Source organism: Hoeflea sp. BAL378 (assembly GCF_000759435.1).
Classification (GTDB): domain Bacteria; phylum Pseudomonadota; class Alphaproteobacteria; order Rhizobiales; family Rhizobiaceae; genus Hoeflea.
In genome coordinates, this window is record NZ_JRJG01000152.1 from 1 (window position 1) to 16,402 (window position 16,402).

Genomic DNA, 16,402 nt, shown 5'->3' on the forward strand with positions numbered 1-16,402 from the left:
GCCGGCGGCTAGGTCTGCTTCGCCGCCTCTTCGCCCTCTTCCGGCAGCGCGTGGCGCTGCATCAGCGGCAGTTGCAGCAGCGTGAAGACGATCGACAGCGGCATGTTGCCCCAGACCTTGAAGGCGATCCAGAAGTCGGTGGAGAAATTGCGCCAGATCACCTCGTTGACCACCGCCATCGCCAGGAAGAACAGGCCCCAGCGCAAGGTGAGGATGCGCCAGCCCTCGACGTCGAGCCGGAAGGCGGAATCGAAAACATAGCCCAGGAAGGATTTCTTGAAGAGCAGGCCTCCGAGCAGGATCGCGCCGAACATGGTGTTGATGATGGTGGGCTTGACCTTGATGAAGGTCTCGTCCTGCAGCCACAGGGTGAGCGCGCCGAACACCAGCACGATCACGCCCGACAGGAGCGGCATGATCGGCAGCGTCCGGGTCAGGATCCAGGAGACCGACAGCGCCAGCGCCGTGGCGATCATGAAGCAGGCGGTGCCGACGAAGATCGGGCCGCCGATATCGGAGAGAAACGGCACCCGCTCGGCGATCCAGGCGCCGCGCGAATTGGCGAAGAAGAAAACGACCAGCGGCCCGAGCTCGAGCACCATCTTGAGCAGCGGGTTCATCCGCTTGCGCCCGGGCTCGTTGGGCCCGGGTTCGATGATGTGCAGCTCGTCGTCCTGCGGCGCGCGCCCCGTCGTCGGGTCCTGGGTCGGCTTGCTGTCGTTCATTTCGGCTCTCCAGCGATCGCCGCGGCGAAATCGGCCGCTTCAAAGGGTTCGAGGTCGTCTATGCCTTCGCCGACGCCGATGAAATAGACCGGCAGCCGATGCCTGGCGGCGATGGCGACGAGAATGCCGCCGCGCGCGGTGCCGTCGAGCTTGGTCATCACCAGGCCGTTGACGCCGGCGATGTTCTTGAAGATCTCGACCTGGTTCAGCGCATTCTGCCCGGTGGTGGCGTCGAGCGTCTGCAGCACCGTGTGCGGCGCGTCCGGGTCGAGCTTGCCGATGACGCGGACCACCTTGGCCAGCTCGTCCATCAGCTCGGTGCGGTTCTGCAGCCGCCCGGCGGTGTCGATGATCAGCACGTCGGCGCCGTCGGCACGGGCGGTCTCGAAGGCCTCGTAGGCCAGGCCCGCGGCGTCGGCGCCGAGCTTGGTCGACACCACTTTCGATCCCGTCCGCTCGCCCCAGATCTTGAGCTGCTCGATGGCCGCGGCGCGGAACGTGTCGCCGGCGGCGAGCGTCACCTTGAGCCCGCCCGACGACAGCTTGGCGGCCAGCTTGCCGATGGTGGTGGTCTTGCCGGTGCCGTTGACGCCGACGACCAGGATCACATGCGGCTTGTGGCTGAGGTCGAGTTCCAGCGGCCTCGCCACGGGGCCAAGCACCCGGGCGATCTCGTCGGCCATCACCTTCTGCACGTCGGCCGGCGAAATGTCCTTGCCGTAGCGGCTCGCCGACAGCGCATTGATGATCTTCTCTGCGGTCTCGCTGCCGAGATCGGCCTGCAGCAGCACATCTTCCAGATCATCAAGCGTTTCCGCGTCGAGCTTGCGCTTGGTGAAGATGCCAGAGATCTGGCCGGTGAGCTGGCCGGAGGTGCGCGACAGGCCCTGGCGCAGCCGGTTCCACCAGGTGCCGCGCTGTTCCGGCGCCGCCGGCGCTTGGGCGGGCTCGGCGTCTGACACGGTGTCGCGCACCACCAGCCTGCGCGGCCCGGGCTCGGCTGCCGGCGCGGGCGTCGCTTCGGGCTCTGCTGCCGGTGCGGGTTCGGATGCCGGAGCGGGCTCCGGATCGGATGTCTCTTCGGGCGTCAGGCTTTGTTCCGGCTCCGGCTCGAACACCGGATCGGCGGTCAGATCCTCGGGTGCCAGGCCTTCATCGGCCGGCTGGTCCCGGGTCTCGGGTTCCCCAGGCTCAGCGGCTCCATCGTCGCGCGTGGCGTCTGCCGGGACCGGCGGTTCGCCGGCATGCTCCGTGTCCGAAGGCGAGGGCGTCGACAGCGCCTCGTCCATGGCGGTCTCGGGGGTGAATTGCGGGGCGCCGTCGATCCTGGGCGCTTCGGCCTGCTCCGTGTCGGCCGTCGCGTCCGGGACGGGGGCGAGCCAGGGGTCGGCGGAGAGGTCCTCGGGGTGCGATCCCTCGTCCCGGGCGACGGGCGTGGCGTGAGGCGGCGTGGGGAGCGGCGGCGCGGGCGGGAGATCGGGTTCGGGCTCATGTATCGGCGCGGCGGGCAGCGCCCCGGTCGCGGGAGCCTCCGCCTCGGGCGCGGCGTCCTTCGCTTTGCCGAAGGAGAAGACCTTCTTGATGAAGTTGAGCGCCATGCCTGCCTGCCGTCCTTCCTGAATGTGCCGGTGGTCCGGACCTACCGTGCGGCGGAAATTGCCGCTGGCGTTTCCGCCAGTACGCCGGTCAGGCGATCCTTGTCACGTCCGGTCACCTTAATCAAAGCCATCTGGCCCCTTGGCGCATCGGGCGCAACCACCGGGGTGAAATTTTCCGTCCGCGCCAGGCCGGAAAACTCGACCATCACGCTGTGCGTGCCGCGTTCCGCCGCCATGGAATCAAGATGCGCGTCCTGGGCCTCGGCCGCCTTCTGTCGCAGCCGCGCCGCGCGGGCCTTGACCAGGCCGCGGTCGAGCTGCGGCATCAGCGCCGCCGGCGTGCCGGCCCGGGCGGAATAGGGAAACACATGGACGAAGGCCAGGCCGCACTCGTCGATCAGGTCGAGCGAGCGGGAAAACATGTCCTCGGTCTCGGTCGGGAAGCCGGCGATCAGGTCGGCGCCGAAGGCGAAGCCCGGCCGCAGGCCCCGCACCGTCTCGCAGAAGCGGATCGCGTCGGAGCGATCGTGACGGCGCTTCATCCGCTTCAGGATCAGATCGTCTCCATGCTGCAGCGACAGGTGCAGATGCGGCATGAAGCGCGGCTCGTGGGCGATCAGCTCCATGAGCCGGTCGTCGACCCCGATCGAATCGATCGACGACACTCTGAGCCGCCGCAGGCCGGGCACCTGGGCGAGGATGGTCGCCGCGAGCCCGCCCAGCGTCGGCCTGCCCGGCAGGTCGGCGCCATAGCTGGTGGCGTCGACGCCGGTGATCACCGCCTCCTGGTAGCCATTGTCCACCAGCCGGGCGATCTGGTCCACCACCGCGCCCATCGGCACCGAGCGCGAATTGCCACGGCCGTGGGGAATGACGCAGAAGGTGCAGCGGTGGTCGCAGCCGTTCTGCACCTGCACGAAGGCGCGGGCATGGCCCTCCACCGCCTCGATCATCTGCGGCGCGGTCTCGCGCACCGCCATGATGTCGTTGACGCGGATCTTTTCCGTCTCCGACACGCCGAAGTCGGGCAGGGCGCGATAGGTCGCGGCCCGGCCCTTGGCGTCGTTGCCGATCACCGCGTCGACCTCGTCCATCGCGGCGAAGGTTTCAGGCTCGGTCTGCGCCGCGCAGCCCGACACCACGATGCGGGCATGCGGGTGGTCGCGCCGCGCCCTGCGGATGGTCTGGCGCGCCTGGCGCACGGCGTCGGCGGTCACCGCGCAGGTGTTGACCAGGATGGCGTTGTTGAGGCCGGCGGTTTCCGCGGCCGTCCGCATCGTCTCGGATTCGAAGGTGTTGAGCCGGCATCCGAAGGTGAGCACGCGGACGCCGCTCACGCCACCACCTCTTCGGCCTGCCAGTCTCCGCTGAGCGGATCGACGGCGCCCGAGAATTCCCATTCCGCCGGTCCGGTCATGATCACGTGGTCGTCGCCGCGCCAGTCGATCAGAAGCGGGCCGCCGGGCACGTTGACGGTGACGGTCCGCCCGGTCCTGCCGGTGCGTGCGGCCGACACGGCCGCCGCGCAGGCGCCCGAGCCGCAGGCGCGCGTCAGCCCGGCGCCGCGCTCCCAGGTCCTCAGGTCGAGCGTATGATCGTCGATCACCCGGGCGATCGAGATATTGGCGCGCTCGGGAAAGATCGGATGGTTTTCGAGCAGCGGCCCGAAGCGCTCGAGATCGTAGCTCCAGACATCGTCCGCGACCCAGAAGATCGCATGCGGATTGCCCATCGACATCACCGAGGGCGAATGCAGCACCGGCGCGTCGATCGGGCCGATCTGCAGCTCTATGCGCGAGGTGTCGTGGAACTCCTCGGCGAGCGGGATCCGGTCCCAGCGGAACTCCGGGCGGCCCATGTCGACCGAGATCAGCCCGCCCTCGGTCTCCTCGGCGGTAAGGATGCCGGCCAGCGTCTTGAAGGTGAAGCGCTTGCGCCCGGTTTCGGCGGCCAGCGCCTGCACCACGCAGCGCGTGCCGTTGCCGCAGGCCTCGGCGCGGCTGCCGTCGCGGTTCAAAATGTCGATGCGGTAGTCGACACCGCTTATGGCGCTGTCGTGGATCGCCATGATCTGGTCGAAGCCGGTCTTTTCGCCCGCGGCCAGCGCAATGGCGGCCCCGGGCGTCACGGCATCGGTCCGGCCGCGCATGTCGATGACGACAATGTCGTTGCCGAGCCCGTTCATTTTGGCGAAAGGAACCATCGATCCCATGACTTCAACCCGTTTCGTTTCCGCGCCTATATGGCGGAAAAGCCGCGCAATTACCAGTGCCGGCGCGGGTCAGGCGATGTCCGGCGCCCGCCAGACCTCGCCCGGCTGCAGGGGCCGGAACCGCTCGGACGCCACGCCCTGCCTGGCCAGTTCGGCCTCGAGCACCTCGCGCGGTGCGTCGCGGCCCTCGTTGGTGAGCCGGAACGTGCCCCAGTGGTGGCCCAGCGCATGCTCTGCGCCCGAGAGAAGAAAGCCCTCGACCGCCTCGGCCGGGTTCTGGTGCTGGTCCTTCATGAACCAGCGCGGCTCGTAGGCGCCGACCGGCAGGATCGCGGCGCGGAACCCGCCATGGCGGGCGCGGGCATTGGCGTAGGGCCTTCCCTTGTCGAAGCCTGTGTCGCCGATATGCAGGATCTTGCCGCCCTCGGTCTCGATCACGAAGGCCGCCCACAGCGCCATCGAGCGGTCGTTCATGCCGCGCGCCGACCAGTGATGGCAGGGCTCGAAATGGATCGTCGCCGGGCCCGCCTGGATTGACTGGCCCCAGTCGCCGGTCGTCACCCGCATTGCCGGCGCCTCCCGGGCGATGATGGCGTCATTGCCGAGCGGCGTGATCACCAGCGGATCATGCGCCTTCCTCAGCCGCTCAAGCGTGACAAGGTCGAGATGGTCGTAGTGATTGTGGCTCAGCAGCACGAGATCGATCCCGGGCAGGTCCTCGAAACGGATGCCGGGATCGGTCACCCGCTTCGGCCCGGCGAAGGACACCGGGCTCGCGCGCTCCGACCAGACCGGGTCGGTGAGGATGTTGAGCCCGGCGGTCTGGATCAGCAGCGTGGCGTGGCCGACCATGGTGATGGTCAGCGCCTGGCCCTCCACCCGGGCCTCGGGCTTGGCCTGCGGATGCGGACTGGCGGCTGTCGCCGGCCAGGCCTGCTTGCCGCCGCCCAGCTGCCATTTGAGCAAGTCGGAAAAGCCCTTGGGCGCCGAGCCGTCGGGATTGAAGAACCGGGTTCCGTCGAAATGATCGCTTACGGGGCCGGAATGATACGGGTTGCTGGCACGTGCCAAGGCCATGGCGCTCCCTGTCGCGCCGGCGCCGATCGCGGCGGCGAGTGCGGATAGTCCGAGAAAGGATCGGCGTTTCATGGGAATGAATATGGGCCCCGGAGACGGGGGATCAAGGGAACGAGGCAGTCCCGGCCGCGCTTATGCGAACAGGATGGGCAGCCGCACGGTTCCCCAGGCGATGTGCCAGACCAGATAGAAGGCCAGTCTCAGCCCGATCATGGCAGAGAAGCCGTATCTTTGGAACAGCCAGAGCTGGGTGACGCTGACGGCGCCGACATTGCCGACGACCAGCCATGACTGAACCGCATCGAGCGGCATGAACAGAATCTGGAACAGCGGCTCGACCAGAATCACCGGCAGCATCAGCCGGACGGCGGGCGTGCCGCGCGGCGCCATCAGCGCAAGTAGCGCCAGCGGACCGAGATGGAACACGGTTTCGGCGACGACGGCGATGGCGGGATAGAACAGCAGCGCGCCCGGCAGCGGAAGGTTGAGATCGCGGGGGAAAGGCAACGCCAGATCGATGGCGATCGGCAGCAGCGCCAGCGCCGCGCCCATCGCCGCGAGCGCGAAGATCCGCCGGACCGTCACCCGCGCCGGCGCGGCCGCGCCGATTGACCTCGTGCGCAGAAAGATGCCGAGCGGCACGGCCAAAAGGGCGGCGGCCAGGGTGACCGGCAGAAGCGGACTGCGCCCCAGCACCGGCAGTTCCTCGCCGCGGCTCACCATTGACAGCAGCGCCGCACAGACGCAGCCGGCGGCGGCCGGCAGCAGGTAATCGCGATTGCGCGCAAGGGTGGTCCGCCAGTCCTTCATGGCGGCAGGATCGGCGCGCAGCAAGCGTTTCGCATTGACGCCGGTCAAGCCGCCGTTTTGGCCCCGCGCGGACTGACAAAGGTTGACCGCCGCGGTCACCCATGCAACGCCAAGGCCGCGAAACCGTTGATGGCTCATTCGCTGGCTCACTGCGCGGAAGGACGCGATCCATGTCGACCGATCAGATCTTGCTGTTTGGCATTCTCGTCATTCTGTTCGCGATGCTCGTCTGGGGTCGCATCCGCTACGACCTCGTCGCCTTCGTGGCGCTGCTGGTCACGGTGATGGCCGGGCTGATCGCCCCCGAGGAGGCCTTTCACGGCTTCGGCCATCCCGCCGTGGTGATCATCGCGCTGGTGCTGATAGTCTCGCGCGGGCTGATGAATTCCGGCGCGGTGGAGATGATCGCCCGCTTCGTCACCCGTCCCGACCGGGCGCTGTCGACCCATATCTCGATCATGGCGGTGGTGGGCGCAGCACTTTCGGCGATCATCAACAATGTCGCGGCGCTGGCGCTTTTGATGTCGCTCGACATGGATGCGGCGCGCAAGGCCAAGCGGGCGGTGTCGCTGACGCTGATGCCGCTCTCCTTCGGCACCATTCTCGGCGGCATGATAACGCTCATCGGCACGCCGCCCAACATCGTCATCGCCCAGTACCGGCAGGACGTGCTGGGCGCGCCGTTCTCGATGTTCGACTTCACCCCGGTCGGCCTCGTGGTGGCGGTCGCCGGCATCGCCTATGTCTCGCTCTTGGGCTGGCGGTTCATTCCCGCCCGCGCCGACACGATCTCGCTCGAGGGCGATGCCGGCCTCTACATCGCCGAGGCCCGGGTCAAGGAAGGCTCGAAGTCCATCGGCATGACCATCGCCGAGCTGCAGCCGGTGGCCGAGGAGAACGACGTCGCCATTCTCGGCCTCGCCCGCCAGGGCAAGCGGCTGCCGGGATTGTCGCAGACGCGGGAAATCCGCGAGGGCGATTTCCTCGTGCTCGAGGGCGACCCCAAGCAGATCGAGGCGCTGATGGGGGCGGCCGAACTCGACGCGGTGGGCACCGAGGAGCACGAAAGCCTGATGGGCAAGTCGCTGAGCCTCGTCGAGGCGATCGTGCCCGAGGAGGCCCATGTCGTCGGCCGCACCATGAACGCGCTGCGTCTCATCCAGCGCCACGGCGTCACCCTGCTCGGCGTCTCCCGCCAGGGCACGCGGTTCCGCGAGCGGGTGGGCCGGCTCACCATCAAGGCGGGCGACCTGCTGCTGCTGATCGGTCCCGACGAGAACATCGCCGCCGCCAGCCGCTGGCTCGGCGTGCTGCCGCTCGAGGACCGCCGGCTCGAGGTGCTGCAGCGGACCAAGGCGCTGATGGCCATCGGCATCTTCGCCGCGGCGATCGCGCTGTCGGTGCTGGGCCTCACCTCGCTCGCCATTTCGCTCGGGCTCTGCGTCGTCGCCTATCTCGGCCTCGGCATCATCGGCGGGGGCGATTTCTACGCGCTGATCGAGTGGAAGGTGATCGTGCTGCTCGCCTGCCTGATCCCGGTGGCGGGCGCGCTCGAGGCCACCGGCGGCAGCCAGCTCATCGCCAACCTGATCGTCACCCAGACCGAAAATCTGCCGGCCTGGGGCGTGCTGATGGTGCTGATGGTCATCACCATGACGCTGTCGGATTTCCTGAACAACGTCGCCACCGCGCTGATCGCCGCCCCCATCGCGGTGGGCGTCGCCACTTCCATCGGCGCCAGCCCCGACCCGTTCCTGATGGGGGTCGCGGTCGCCGCCTCCTGCGCCTTCCTCACCCCCATCGGCCACAAGAACAACACCATCATCATGGGCCCCGGCAACTACCGCTTCGGCGACTACTGGCGCATGGGCCTGCTGCTCGAGGTGATCGTGATCCTGGTGGCGGTGCCGGCGATCATGTGGGTGTGGCCGGTGTGAGGGGCCCTGATGAGTATTCGTGATAGTCTCGTAACAGGATTGTTGTTTTCGATACTGAAAAGTGATACTAAATGGTCCTATCCGGGAAACATCACGGGACCCTTGAGGCCGTTTTTGCGGAGCCCTTGCGCGCCAACATCCCGTGGCGGGATATCGAGGCGTTGTTCGTCGCGGCAGGCGGTGAGGTCAGCGAAGGCCAGGGGTCCCGGGTACGGGTGGCGCTGAACGGAGTGAGAGCAGTGTTTCACCGCCCTCATCCGCAAAAGGAGGCCGACAAAGGCGCGGTCAAGTCCGTACGGCGTTTTCTGATCGAAGCGGAGATACGACCATGACCATGATGCACTACAACGGCTACGAGGCGCTCGTCGAGTTTGACGAGGACGCCGAGATGTTCCACGGCGAGGTCATCAACACCCGCGACGTGATCACCTTTCAGGGGCGCTCGGCCACCGAGCTGAAAAAGGCATTCGCCGATTCAGTCAACGACTATCTTGCCTTTTGCGCCGAACGGGGCGAAGAGCCCGACAAGCCCTACTCGGGACAGTTCGTGGTCCGCGCCGAGCCCGCACTGCACAAGGCCTTGGCCTTGGCCGCCAAGCGGTCAGGCGTCAGCCTCAACAAGCTGGTGACCACGACGCTGGCAAAGGCTCTGGGATAAGTCGGGCTGCCAAACCTCTCGGCGCCGTGCCGTCCCAAGAACGATCAGCACCGGCGGCTTCTGCCGATTTTCCCGTACCGGGGATCACTCGCCCCGCCACTCCGAACGCCTCGCCTCATACCACACCTCGCCCAACTCGGCTCCGGCAATGGGATCGGCGTAGTCGGCATGCACCGTGCGGGCATGGCGCAGGCCGATCTTCTCCATCACCCGCCGCGAGGCCAGGTTGACCGCCATGGTGGTCGCCGTGATCCTGTCATACAGGGCGCTTTCGAATCCCCAGCGGATCAGCGCAGACGCCCCTTCCGAGGCCAGGCCCTTGCCCCATTCCGCCCGGCGCAGGCGATAGCCGAGCTCGGCCGATGCCTCGTCGTCGGGCCACAGGCAGAACCAGCCGACGAAGCCGCCATCGGCCGTGTGCCGCGCCGTCCAGACATGCGGCTCGTCTCCCCTGGGCATCAGGAAGTCCGCATCTGGATCGGATTCCGCGCGGCCGACGGGGCGCCCGCCATTGAGAAAGCGCATGACCTCGGGATCCTGCTCCAGCGCGATGAAATCGTCCCGGTCTTCCGGGCGGCAGGGGCTGAGGGTCAATCGCCTCGTGGACAGGATCGGCATTTTCACCTCGTCTTCCGGCTGGTTTCGATCGTTCTGCAAGATGTCGCATCCGCAGACCGCCAACAAGATCATGGCCGTCCCGCATGAGGCAAGACTGCTCGTCCAGGGAGCTGCGCAAATCGCGCTGACGACAAAGCGGCAGCTCTGCAGCGCCCTGACTCCGGGCCTGTCTCGCACCCGGTTGAACCTTGACAGTTCTCCTTGGTTCACTCAAATTCACTGTGAACCAAGGATAGCCTCGCCATGTCCGCCTTTACAGTCCGCCTGTCCGATGAAACCGCCGAGCGGCTGGACCAGATCGCTCAAAAGCAGGACCGATCCCGCGCCTATATGGCGGCCAGGGCGATTGAGGATTTTGTCGCCCGCGAAGAATGGCAGCTTGCCGAAATCGAGGCGGGATTGGCAGAAGCCGAGAGCGGCCAGTTTGCCAGCTCCGATGAGGTCGCGGAGGTGATCGCCAGACATGTGCAGCCTGCTCGTCGGCCATGACATCAAGGACGATCCGCTGGACGCGCCGCGCGCTCGGACGCCTTGATCACATCGGCGCCTGGATCGCACGGGAGAACCCGGAAGCTGCCGCCCGCGTCATTTCTCGCATCGTCGCCGCCGCCGATGCCCTTAGCCAACGGCCCGCAATGGGTCGCCCCGGCAGGATCAAGTCCACGCGCGAGTTCGTGCTGGCGGATATTTCCTTCATCATCGCCTACCGCGTCACCGACAGCCATGTCGATATCCTGACCGTGATGCACACGGCGCAGCAATGGCCTGAGACGCTGTAGCGGAATCCGGACTTGGATGCGGCCATGCCAAGAGTGCCATGGACGCCGGGCTGCTTGCCGCAGTCGACGCCACGGCGCGTCAGCGCGGGCTGACGCGATCGGCGTTCCTGGCCGACCTGGCGCGCCGCGAAATCACCGGCTGAGGGCCTCATCCGGCGCCCAAACTTGACTCCGCCGCGGTTTTCCTGTTTATCCCGCGCAAATCTGCGACGAGCATGACTCCGAGCCGCCGACCGGGACAGTATTGGTTGGCGCTTAATTCCTGTCTTCAGACCGTTCCGGTCTGAAGGGTTAAGCGCAAAATCCCACCCAGATCCCGGAGGTCACCACCCGACAGCGCGATGCGCCCTCGGGTGCTGTTTGGCTTTGCGTGATGCCCGCCCCATATGGGTTGGAGACCTCTCCAGCCAAAACAGGACGACCCGATGTTTGACACTCTCCAGGACCGGCTTGGCTCCATCCTCAACACCCTCACCGGCCGCGGCGCGCTGTCGGAAAAGGATGTCGCGGAAGCCATGCGCGAGGTGCGCCGCGCGCTTCTGGAAGCCGACGTGGCGCTCGAAGTGGTGCGCGGCTTCACCGACCGGGTGCGCGAGAAGGCGGTCGGCGCCGAGATCGTCAAGTCGATCAAGCCGGGCCAGATGGTGGTCAAGCTCGTCCATGACGAGCTGGTGGCGCTCCTGGGCGAAGAAGGCGTGCCGATTGATCTCAATGCCGCCGCCCCCGTCGTCATCATGATGGTCGGCCTGCAGGGCTCGGGCAAGACCACCACCACCGGCAAGATCGCCTCGCGGCTCGAAAAGCGCGACCGCAAGAAGGTGCTGATGGCCTCGCTCGACACGCGCCGTCCGGCGGCGCAGGAGCAGCTCCGGCAACTTGGCGTGCAGACCGGCGTCGCCACGCTGCCGATCATCGCCGGCCAGTCGCCCACCGACATCGCCGCCCGCGCCGTGCAGGCAGCCAGGCTCGGCGGCCATGACGTGGTCATCCTCGACACCGCCGGCCGCACCCATATCGACGAGCCGCTGATGGCCGAGATGGCCGAGATCAAGAAGCGCACCAACCCGCACGAGATCCTGCTCGTCGCCGATGCGCTCACCGGCCAGGACGCGGTCAACCTGGCGCGCAGCTTCGACGAGCGCGTCGGCATCACCGGCCTCGTGCTCACCCGCATGGACGGCGACGGCCGCGGCGGCGCAGCACTTTCGATGCGCGCCGTCACCGGCAAGCCGATCAAGCTGATCGGCACCGGCGAGAAGATGGACGCGCTCGAGGAGTTCCATCCCCGCCGCGTCGCCGACCGCATCCTCGGCATGGGCGACATCGTCAGCCTGGTCGAGAAGGCCGCGGAGAATTTCGACGCCGAGAAGGCGCAAAACATGGCCGCCCGGATGAAATCCGGCAAGTTCGACCTGAACGACATGGCCGACCAGCTCAGGCAGATGCAGAATCTCGGCGGCATGGGCGGCATCATGGGCATGATGCCCGGCATGGGCAAGATGAAGGACCAGATGTCGGCGGCCGGCATGGACGACAAGACGTTTGCCCGCCAGCTCGCCATCATCGGCTCGATGACCAAGGCCGAGCGCGCCAATCCCGACGTTCTCAAGCATTCGCGCAAGAAGCGCATCGCCGCGGGCTCGGGCACCGATGCGGCGGCGATCAACAAGCTCCTGAAGCAGCACCGGCAGATGGCCGACATGATGAAGGCCATGGGCGGCAAGGGCAAGGGCGGCGGCATGATGCGGGCGGCCATGGGCGGCCTCGCCTCGAAGATGGGGCTCGGCGGCGGCATGATGGGCGGCGGCATGCCGGACCTGTCGAAGATGGATCCCAAGCAGCTCGAGGCGCTGCAGAAGCAGGCCGAGGCCGCCGGTCTCGGCAAGGGCATGGCCGGCATGCCCGGCGCCTTCCCCGGCATGGGCGGCGGCCTGCCGGGGCTGGGCGGCGCGAAGCTCCCCGGCCTTGGCGGCGGCCTTCCCGGCCTGCCGAAGAAGAAGTGAGGGTCGAAGGATGAGCGCCGAGATTTCCGACACCACCGCCGCCGCCTATGCCAGGCTCGCCGAGTTGCGCCGCTCCATCGACAATTTCGACGCGGCGCTGATCCATATCCTGGCCGAACGGTTCCGCGTCACCAAGGCGGTGGGCGCGCTCAAGGCCTCCGCCGACCTGCCGCCGTCCGACCCGACCCGCGAGGCCGAGCAGATCGTGCGGCTCAGGAACCTGGCCCGCTCGGCCGATCTCGATCCGGATTTCGCCGAGAAATTTCTCGAATTCGTCATTCGCGAAGTCATCCAGCACCACAAGCAGGCGGCTTCGAAATAATCACCCATCTGGCGCCGTCCGGCGCCCGACCAAGACCAACCAGACAGTCACCCAGAACTGCACACTCGAAGGAAAAGAAAATGGCACTGAAAATTCGTCTCGCCCGCGGCGGCTCCAAGAAGCGTCCTTACTACCACCTGGTCGTCGCCGACGTGCGCTCGCCGCGCGACGGCCGCTTCATCGAGCGGCTGGGCTACTGGAACCCGATGCTGGCCAAGGACGACGCCACCCGCGTCAGCCTCAACCAGGAGCGCATCCAGCACTGGCTCGACCACGGCGCGCTGCCGACCGACCGCGTCGCCCGCTTCATGGCCGAAGCCGGCATGATCACCCGCGACGCCCGCAACAACCCCAACAAGGCCAAGCCCGGCAAGAAGGCGCAGGAGCGCGTCGCCGAGAAGAAGCAGAAGGAAGAGGACGCCGCGGCCGCCGCCGAACAGGCCAAGGCCGACGCCGCTGCCGCTGCTGCCGCTCCGGCGGAAGCGCCTGCCGAAGACGCAGCGGAATAAGTTCCCTTCGCCTTCCAGGCCTTTTAGACTGCGGGCGGCCTGAGGCCGCCCGTTTCACGTTGAGAGCCCTCCGGAGTTGTCCATGAGCAAGCCTGTCCACCCCATCCTCGTCGGCGTCATCGGCGCCGCGCAAGGGCTCCGCGGCGAGGTGCGGGTCAAGCCGTTCACCGAGGACCCGATGGCGCTCGCCGATTACGGCGCGCTCTATGCGGGCGACGGCCGCCGCTTCGAGATCCTCGACCACCGCGTCGCCAAGACCGTGCTGGTGGTGCGCTTCCGCGGAGTCAACGACCGCACCGCCGCCGAGGCGCTCAAGGGGCTCGAGCTGTTCATCGACCGCTCCGCGCTGCCCGACGAGGAACTCGAGGAGGACGAGTATTTCCACGCCGATCTCGAGGGGCTGGAGGCCTGGGACGCCGACGGCCGGTTCTGGGGACGGATCTCCGGCGTGCTCGATTTCGGCGGCGGCGACCTTCTCGAACTGCGCGACGAGGGCATGAAGCCGGTGGTGATCCCGTTCACGCGGGCCGCCGTGCCCAGGGTCGATCTCAAGGCCGGCCGCATCCTGGTCGATCCGCTCGCCGCCGGCCTCATCGACACCGGCAGTGCGGACGAGGACGGCGAGGGCGAGGATCGCGGGGAGCGCGAATGAGCTTCCGCGCCACCGTGCTCACCCTCTATCCGGAGATGTTTCCGGGCCATCTCGGCCAGTCGCTGGCCGGCCGGGCGCTCGAACGCGGCGACGCGGTGATCGAGGCCGTCAATATCCGCGATTACGCCCATGACCGGCACCGCTCGGTCGACGACACGCCGGCGGGCGGCGGCGCCGGCATGGTGCTCAGGCCCGACGTGCTGGCGGAGGCGATCGATGCCGTGAGCCCCGACGGCGACGAACGCCCGCGGCTGCTGATGAGCCCGCGCGGACGCCCGCTCACCCAGGCGCGGGTGCGGGACCTCGCCGCCGGGCCCGGCGCGGTGATCGTCTGCGGCCGCTTCGAGGGCGTCGACCAGCGGGTGATCGAGGCGCGTAGGCTCGAGGAAGTGTCGATCGGCGACTACGTGCTGTCGGGCGGCGAGCCCGCGGCGCTCACCCTGCTCGACGCGGTGATCCGGGTTCTGCCCGGCGTCATGGGCAACGCCCAGTCGGGCGCCCATGAGAGCTTCGAGACCGGGCTCCTGGAACATCCGCACTACACACGGCCGCAGGTCTTCGAGGGGCGCGAGATCCCGCCGGTGCTCGTTTCCGGCAATCACGCGGCGATCGAGGCGTGGCGGCAGGCGCAGTCGCTCGAGCTCACCCGGCAGAGACGGCCGGATCTGCTCGACCGGCCGGAGGCCGCCGGCGGCCCTCAGCCGGCGAAGTAATACCAGCTCAGCGTCAGCCCGACCGCCACCACCACGGCCCGGATCGCCGTCTGCGACACCCGCCGCGCCGCCCAGACGCCGAAATGGCCGCCGAGCGCGCCCGCCGGGATCATGATCAGCGCCGGCAGCCAGGCCACCACGCCGCCCGAGGAAAACACCAGGATGGCGACGAAGGCGATGACCACGGCGGTCACGTTCTTGAGCGCATTGAGCTTGTGGTAGTCGCCGCCCTTGGTCAGCCCCAGCACGGCCAGCATCATGATGCCCATGCCGGCGCCGAAGAAGCCGCCATAGATCGAGGTGACGAACTGGGCGACGAGCCCGGGGCGGGACATCGGATGCTCGGGCGGAAGTGCCTTGGGCTTCAGATAGGGCCCGGCGGCGAAGATCAGGGTGGCGCCCAAGAGCAGCCACGGCACCAGCGCGCGGAACGAGGGATTGGACATCGACACCAGGATCAGCGCGCCGGCGAGGCTGCCGGCGAAGGAGAGCCCGGCCAGGATCCAGACCTCGCGCCCGGCCTCGCGGATTTCCCTGCGATAGGCCAGCGCCGAGGTGACATAGCCCGGGAACTGGGTCACCGAGGAGGTGGCGTTGGCCATGATCGGCGGCACGCCCACCAGTGTCATGGCGCCGAAGGTGAGGAAGGTGCCGCCGCCGGCGATGGCGTTGACGACGCTCGACAGGAAGCCGGCCGAAAACAGAAGCACGATATCGAAGATGGACATAAGCACCCGCTCGCATGGCATCGGAGGGGGAGGCGCCCGCCGGGGCGCAAGGCCGCTCTCCACGTGAATTCGGGAGCGGCCTTCGCGGCGGCGTCTGCCTCCGCGCGGGATCTCCAGGGACGCGTTTTAGAGCATTGCCGGGCGCCCGCCGCAAGGCCGGCAACAATTTTGCCGCGGCGGGCGTGACAAATCCCCGGCGATGGTGTATCGCACCGCCCATTCGGCAATGTCCGAGAGCCGTGAAACGGCGCCTGCCAAACAATGAATGGTGAACCCGCTCCTGCCTTCACCGGCATAGCCCCGAGGACGCCCCCCGCAAGGGACGGACCAGAACGGCAAGTCGAGAGCGCTCTGACCGTTTGAGAAAAACGAAAGGTCAAGGACCATGAACATTATTGCCCAGTTGGATGCCGAACAGGTAGCCAAGATCGAAGCCGCCCGCAAATTCCCCGAATTCTCCGCCGGCGACACATTGCGCGTCCAGGTGCGCGTGACGGAAGGCAAGCGGACCCGTCTGCAGGCCTTCGAAGGCGTCTGCATCGCCCGCTCGGGCGCAGGCCTCAACGAGAGCTTCACCGTCCGCAAGATCTCCTACGGCGAAGGCGTGGAACGCGTGTTCCCGATGTATTCGCCGATCGTCGAGGCCGTCGAAGTGGTCCGCCGCGGCAAGGTCCGCCGCGCCAAGCTCTACTACATGCGCGACCGTCGCGGCAAATCGGCCCGTATCGTCGAGGACACCGGCACCCGCGCCCGCAAGCTCAACGACGCCGAGCGCCAGGCGGTTGCCGAGGAACGGGCCCGCCTCGAGGCCGAGAAGGTCGCCGCAGCCCAGGCTCTCGCCGCTGAAAAGGCCGCCGCCGAGGCCGCCGAAGCAGCCGCCGCGAAGGCCGCCGCCGACGAGGCCGCCGCAGCAGCCGCTGCCGCACCGGCCGAAGAGCCCAAGAGCGAATAATCCGCTCCACACCTCTCCGCTGACCTTGAGGGTCAGCCGCACAAGCGCCGGGCGACCGGCGCTTTTTGCGTTTGGAGGCAGGTAGCAAGCGGCCCCCTCCCTTCTCCCC

Annotated in this window: 19 protein-coding genes and 1 pseudogene; 12 read left to right on the forward strand and 8 right to left on the reverse strand. The window is 67.6% G+C overall.

Going from position 1 to position 16,402, the window contains the following annotated elements; genetic code table 11:
- Positions 1-8 precede the first annotated feature (8 nt).
- From LL06_RS23425 to LL06_RS23450, 6 genes are all read right to left on the reverse strand, one after another.
- Positions 9-620, reverse strand: coding sequence for a septation protein A (locus LL06_RS23425; RefSeq protein WP_052161862.1), 612 nt, complete (start codon positions 618-620; stop codon positions 9-11).
- A gap of 101 nt (positions 621-721) precedes the next feature.
- A complete protein-coding gene (ftsY, locus tag LL06_RS23430) occupies positions 722-2,323 on the reverse strand; it encodes a signal recognition particle-docking protein FtsY (RefSeq protein ID WP_035532741.1) in 1,602 nt (533 codons plus the stop codon).
- Between the two features lie 41 nt (positions 2,324-2,364).
- On the reverse strand, positions 2,365-3,660 hold the full coding sequence (gene mtaB, locus LL06_RS23435) for a tRNA (N(6)-L-threonylcarbamoyladenosine(37)-C(2))-methylthiotransferase MtaB (RefSeq protein WP_052161860.1): 1,296 nt from the start codon (positions 3,658-3,660) through the stop codon (positions 2,365-2,367).
- Positions 3,657-4,535 (reverse strand): diaminopimelate epimerase, encoded by an 879-nt coding sequence (gene dapF, locus LL06_RS23440; protein ID WP_035532744.1) that lies wholly within the window; start codon positions 4,533-4,535, stop codon positions 3,657-3,659. Before dapF ends, mtaB begins: the two co-directional genes overlap by 4 nt.
- 69 nt (positions 4,536-4,604) lie before the next feature.
- Positions 4,605-5,612, reverse strand: coding sequence for an MBL fold metallo-hydrolase (locus LL06_RS23445; protein ID WP_244447212.1), 1,008 nt, complete (start codon positions 5,610-5,612; stop codon positions 4,605-4,607).
- A 132-nt stretch (positions 5,613-5,744) separates the two neighbouring features.
- Positions 5,745-6,470: a hypothetical protein gene (locus tag LL06_RS23450; protein ID WP_152599746.1), complete on the reverse strand. Its 726-nt coding sequence runs from the start codon at positions 6,468-6,470 to the stop codon at positions 5,745-5,747.
- A gap of 122 nt (positions 6,471-6,592) precedes the next feature.
- On the opposite strand from LL06_RS23450, the gene LL06_RS23455 reads away from it, so the two are divergent.
- From LL06_RS23455 to LL06_RS23465, 3 genes are all read left to right on the forward strand, one after another.
- A complete protein-coding gene (locus LL06_RS23455; protein ID WP_035532754.1) occupies positions 6,593-8,359 on the forward strand; it encodes an SLC13 family permease in 1,767 nt (588 codons plus the stop codon).
- 125 nt (positions 8,360-8,484) lie between these two features.
- Positions 8,485-8,691 (forward strand): type II toxin-antitoxin system HicA family toxin, encoded by a 207-nt coding sequence (locus LL06_RS23460; protein ID WP_244447213.1) that lies wholly within the window; start codon positions 8,485-8,487, stop codon positions 8,689-8,691.
- Positions 8,688-9,017: a type II toxin-antitoxin system HicB family antitoxin gene (locus tag LL06_RS23465; RefSeq protein WP_035532757.1), complete on the forward strand. Its 330-nt coding sequence runs from the start codon at positions 8,688-8,690 to the stop codon at positions 9,015-9,017. Before LL06_RS23460 ends, LL06_RS23465 begins: the two co-directional genes overlap by 4 nt.
- An 84-nt stretch (positions 9,018-9,101) precedes the next feature.
- Here the strand turns inward: LL06_RS23465 and LL06_RS23470 are convergent, their stop codons facing one another.
- Complete coding sequence (locus LL06_RS23470; protein WP_244447214.1) at positions 9,102-9,674, reverse strand: GNAT family N-acetyltransferase; 573 nt, start codon at positions 9,672-9,674, stop codon at positions 9,102-9,104.
- Between the two features lie 204 nt (positions 9,675-9,878).
- Here LL06_RS23470 and LL06_RS23475 point away from each other — a divergent pair, with 204 nt between their 5' ends.
- The 8 genes and pseudogenes from LL06_RS23475 to trmD all read left to right on the forward strand — a co-directional run bounded on the left by LL06_RS23475 (position 9,879) and on the right by trmD (position 14,613).
- Positions 9,879-10,124, forward strand: a complete 246-nt coding sequence (locus tag LL06_RS23475) for a CopG family ribbon-helix-helix protein (protein ID WP_035532759.1) — start codon at positions 9,879-9,881, stop codon at positions 10,122-10,124.
- A complete protein-coding gene (locus tag LL06_RS23480; protein WP_035532761.1) occupies positions 10,121-10,414 on the forward strand; it encodes a type II toxin-antitoxin system RelE/ParE family toxin in 294 nt (97 codons plus the stop codon). The genes LL06_RS23475 and LL06_RS23480 overlap by 4 nt, the downstream gene beginning before the upstream one ends.
- A 41-nt stretch (positions 10,415-10,455) precedes the next feature.
- A pseudogene (locus LL06_RS27095) lies at positions 10,456-10,557 on the forward strand (CopG family transcriptional regulator); the annotation flags it as partial.
- A 282-nt stretch (positions 10,558-10,839) separates the two neighbouring features.
- On the forward strand, positions 10,840-12,417 hold the full coding sequence (ffh, locus tag LL06_RS23485; RefSeq protein WP_035532763.1) for a signal recognition particle protein: 1,578 nt from the start codon (positions 10,840-10,842) through the stop codon (positions 12,415-12,417).
- Positions 12,418-12,427: 10 nt separating this feature from the next.
- Entirely contained in the window at positions 12,428-12,739 is a 312-nt protein-coding gene (locus LL06_RS23490; protein ID WP_152599747.1) for a chorismate mutase, read from the forward strand.
- A gap of 80 nt (positions 12,740-12,819) precedes the next feature.
- Positions 12,820-13,248, forward strand: a complete 429-nt coding sequence (gene rpsP / locus LL06_RS23495) for a 30S ribosomal protein S16 (protein WP_035532765.1) — start codon at positions 12,820-12,822, stop codon at positions 13,246-13,248.
- An 82-nt stretch (positions 13,249-13,330) separates the two neighbouring features.
- A complete protein-coding gene (gene rimM, locus LL06_RS23500) occupies positions 13,331-13,900 on the forward strand; it encodes a ribosome maturation factor RimM (protein WP_035532767.1) in 570 nt (189 codons plus the stop codon).
- Positions 13,897-14,613: a tRNA (guanosine(37)-N1)-methyltransferase TrmD gene (gene trmD / locus LL06_RS23505; protein ID WP_035532769.1), complete on the forward strand. Its 717-nt coding sequence runs from the start codon at positions 13,897-13,899 to the stop codon at positions 14,611-14,613. Before rimM ends, trmD begins: the two co-directional genes overlap by 4 nt.
- On the opposite strand, the gene LL06_RS23510 is transcribed toward trmD, so the two are convergent.
- Positions 14,598-15,341: a sulfite exporter TauE/SafE family protein gene (locus LL06_RS23510; protein ID WP_035532771.1), complete on the reverse strand. Its 744-nt coding sequence runs from the start codon at positions 15,339-15,341 to the stop codon at positions 14,598-14,600. The genes trmD and LL06_RS23510 overlap by 16 nt on opposite strands.
- A gap of 385 nt (positions 15,342-15,726) precedes the next feature.
- Here LL06_RS23510 and rplS point away from each other — a divergent pair, with 385 nt between their 5' ends.
- Positions 15,727-16,293 carry a 50S ribosomal protein L19 gene (rplS, locus tag LL06_RS23515; protein WP_035532772.1) on the forward strand — a complete coding sequence of 189 codons (567 nt, stop codon included), beginning with the start codon at positions 15,727-15,729 and terminating at the stop codon, positions 16,291-16,293.
- Positions 16,294-16,402: the final 109 nt, after the last annotated feature.

Coding starts and splice junctions, on each gene's coding strand:
- trmD (WP_035532769.1), top strand. CDS start 13,897: ATGAGCTTCCGCGCCACCGTGCTCACCCTCTATCCGGAGATGTTTCCG.
- ffh (WP_035532763.1), top strand. CDS start 10,840: ATGTTTGACACTCTCCAGGACCGGCTTGGCTCCATCCTCAACACCCTC.
- rimM (WP_035532767.1), top strand. CDS start 13,331: ATGAGCAAGCCTGTCCACCCCATCCTCGTCGGCGTCATCGGCGCCGCG.
- rplS (WP_035532772.1), top strand. CDS start 15,727: ATGAACATTATTGCCCAGTTGGATGCCGAACAGGTAGCCAAGATCGAA.
- rpsP (WP_035532765.1), top strand. CDS start 12,820: ATGGCACTGAAAATTCGTCTCGCCCGCGGCGGCTCCAAGAAGCGTCCT.
- ftsY (WP_035532741.1), bottom strand. CDS start 2,323: ATGGCGCTCAACTTCATCAAGAAGGTCTTCTCCTTCGGCAAAGCGAAG.
- LL06_RS23425 (WP_052161862.1), bottom strand. CDS start 620: ATGAACCCGCTGCTCAAGATGGTGCTCGAGCTCGGGCCGCTGGTCGTT.
- LL06_RS23475 (WP_035532759.1), top strand. CDS start 9,879: ATGTCCGCCTTTACAGTCCGCCTGTCCGATGAAACCGCCGAGCGGCTG.
- LL06_RS23445 (WP_244447212.1), bottom strand. CDS start 5,612: ATGGCCTTGGCACGTGCCAGCAACCCGTATCATTCCGGCCCCGTAAGC.
- LL06_RS23455 (WP_035532754.1), top strand. CDS start 6,593: ATGTCGACCGATCAGATCTTGCTGTTTGGCATTCTCGTCATTCTGTTC.
- dapF (WP_035532744.1), bottom strand. CDS start 4,535: ATGGGATCGATGGTTCCTTTCGCCAAAATGAACGGGCTCGGCAACGAC.
- LL06_RS23510 (WP_035532771.1), bottom strand. CDS start 15,341: ATGTCCATCTTCGATATCGTGCTTCTGTTTTCGGCCGGCTTCCTGTCG.
- LL06_RS23465 (WP_035532757.1), top strand. CDS start 8,688: ATGACCATGATGCACTACAACGGCTACGAGGCGCTCGTCGAGTTTGAC.
- LL06_RS23490 (WP_152599747.1), top strand. CDS start 12,428: ATGAGCGCCGAGATTTCCGACACCACCGCCGCCGCCTATGCCAGGCTC.
- LL06_RS23480 (WP_035532761.1), top strand. CDS start 10,121: ATGACATCAAGGACGATCCGCTGGACGCGCCGCGCGCTCGGACGCCTT.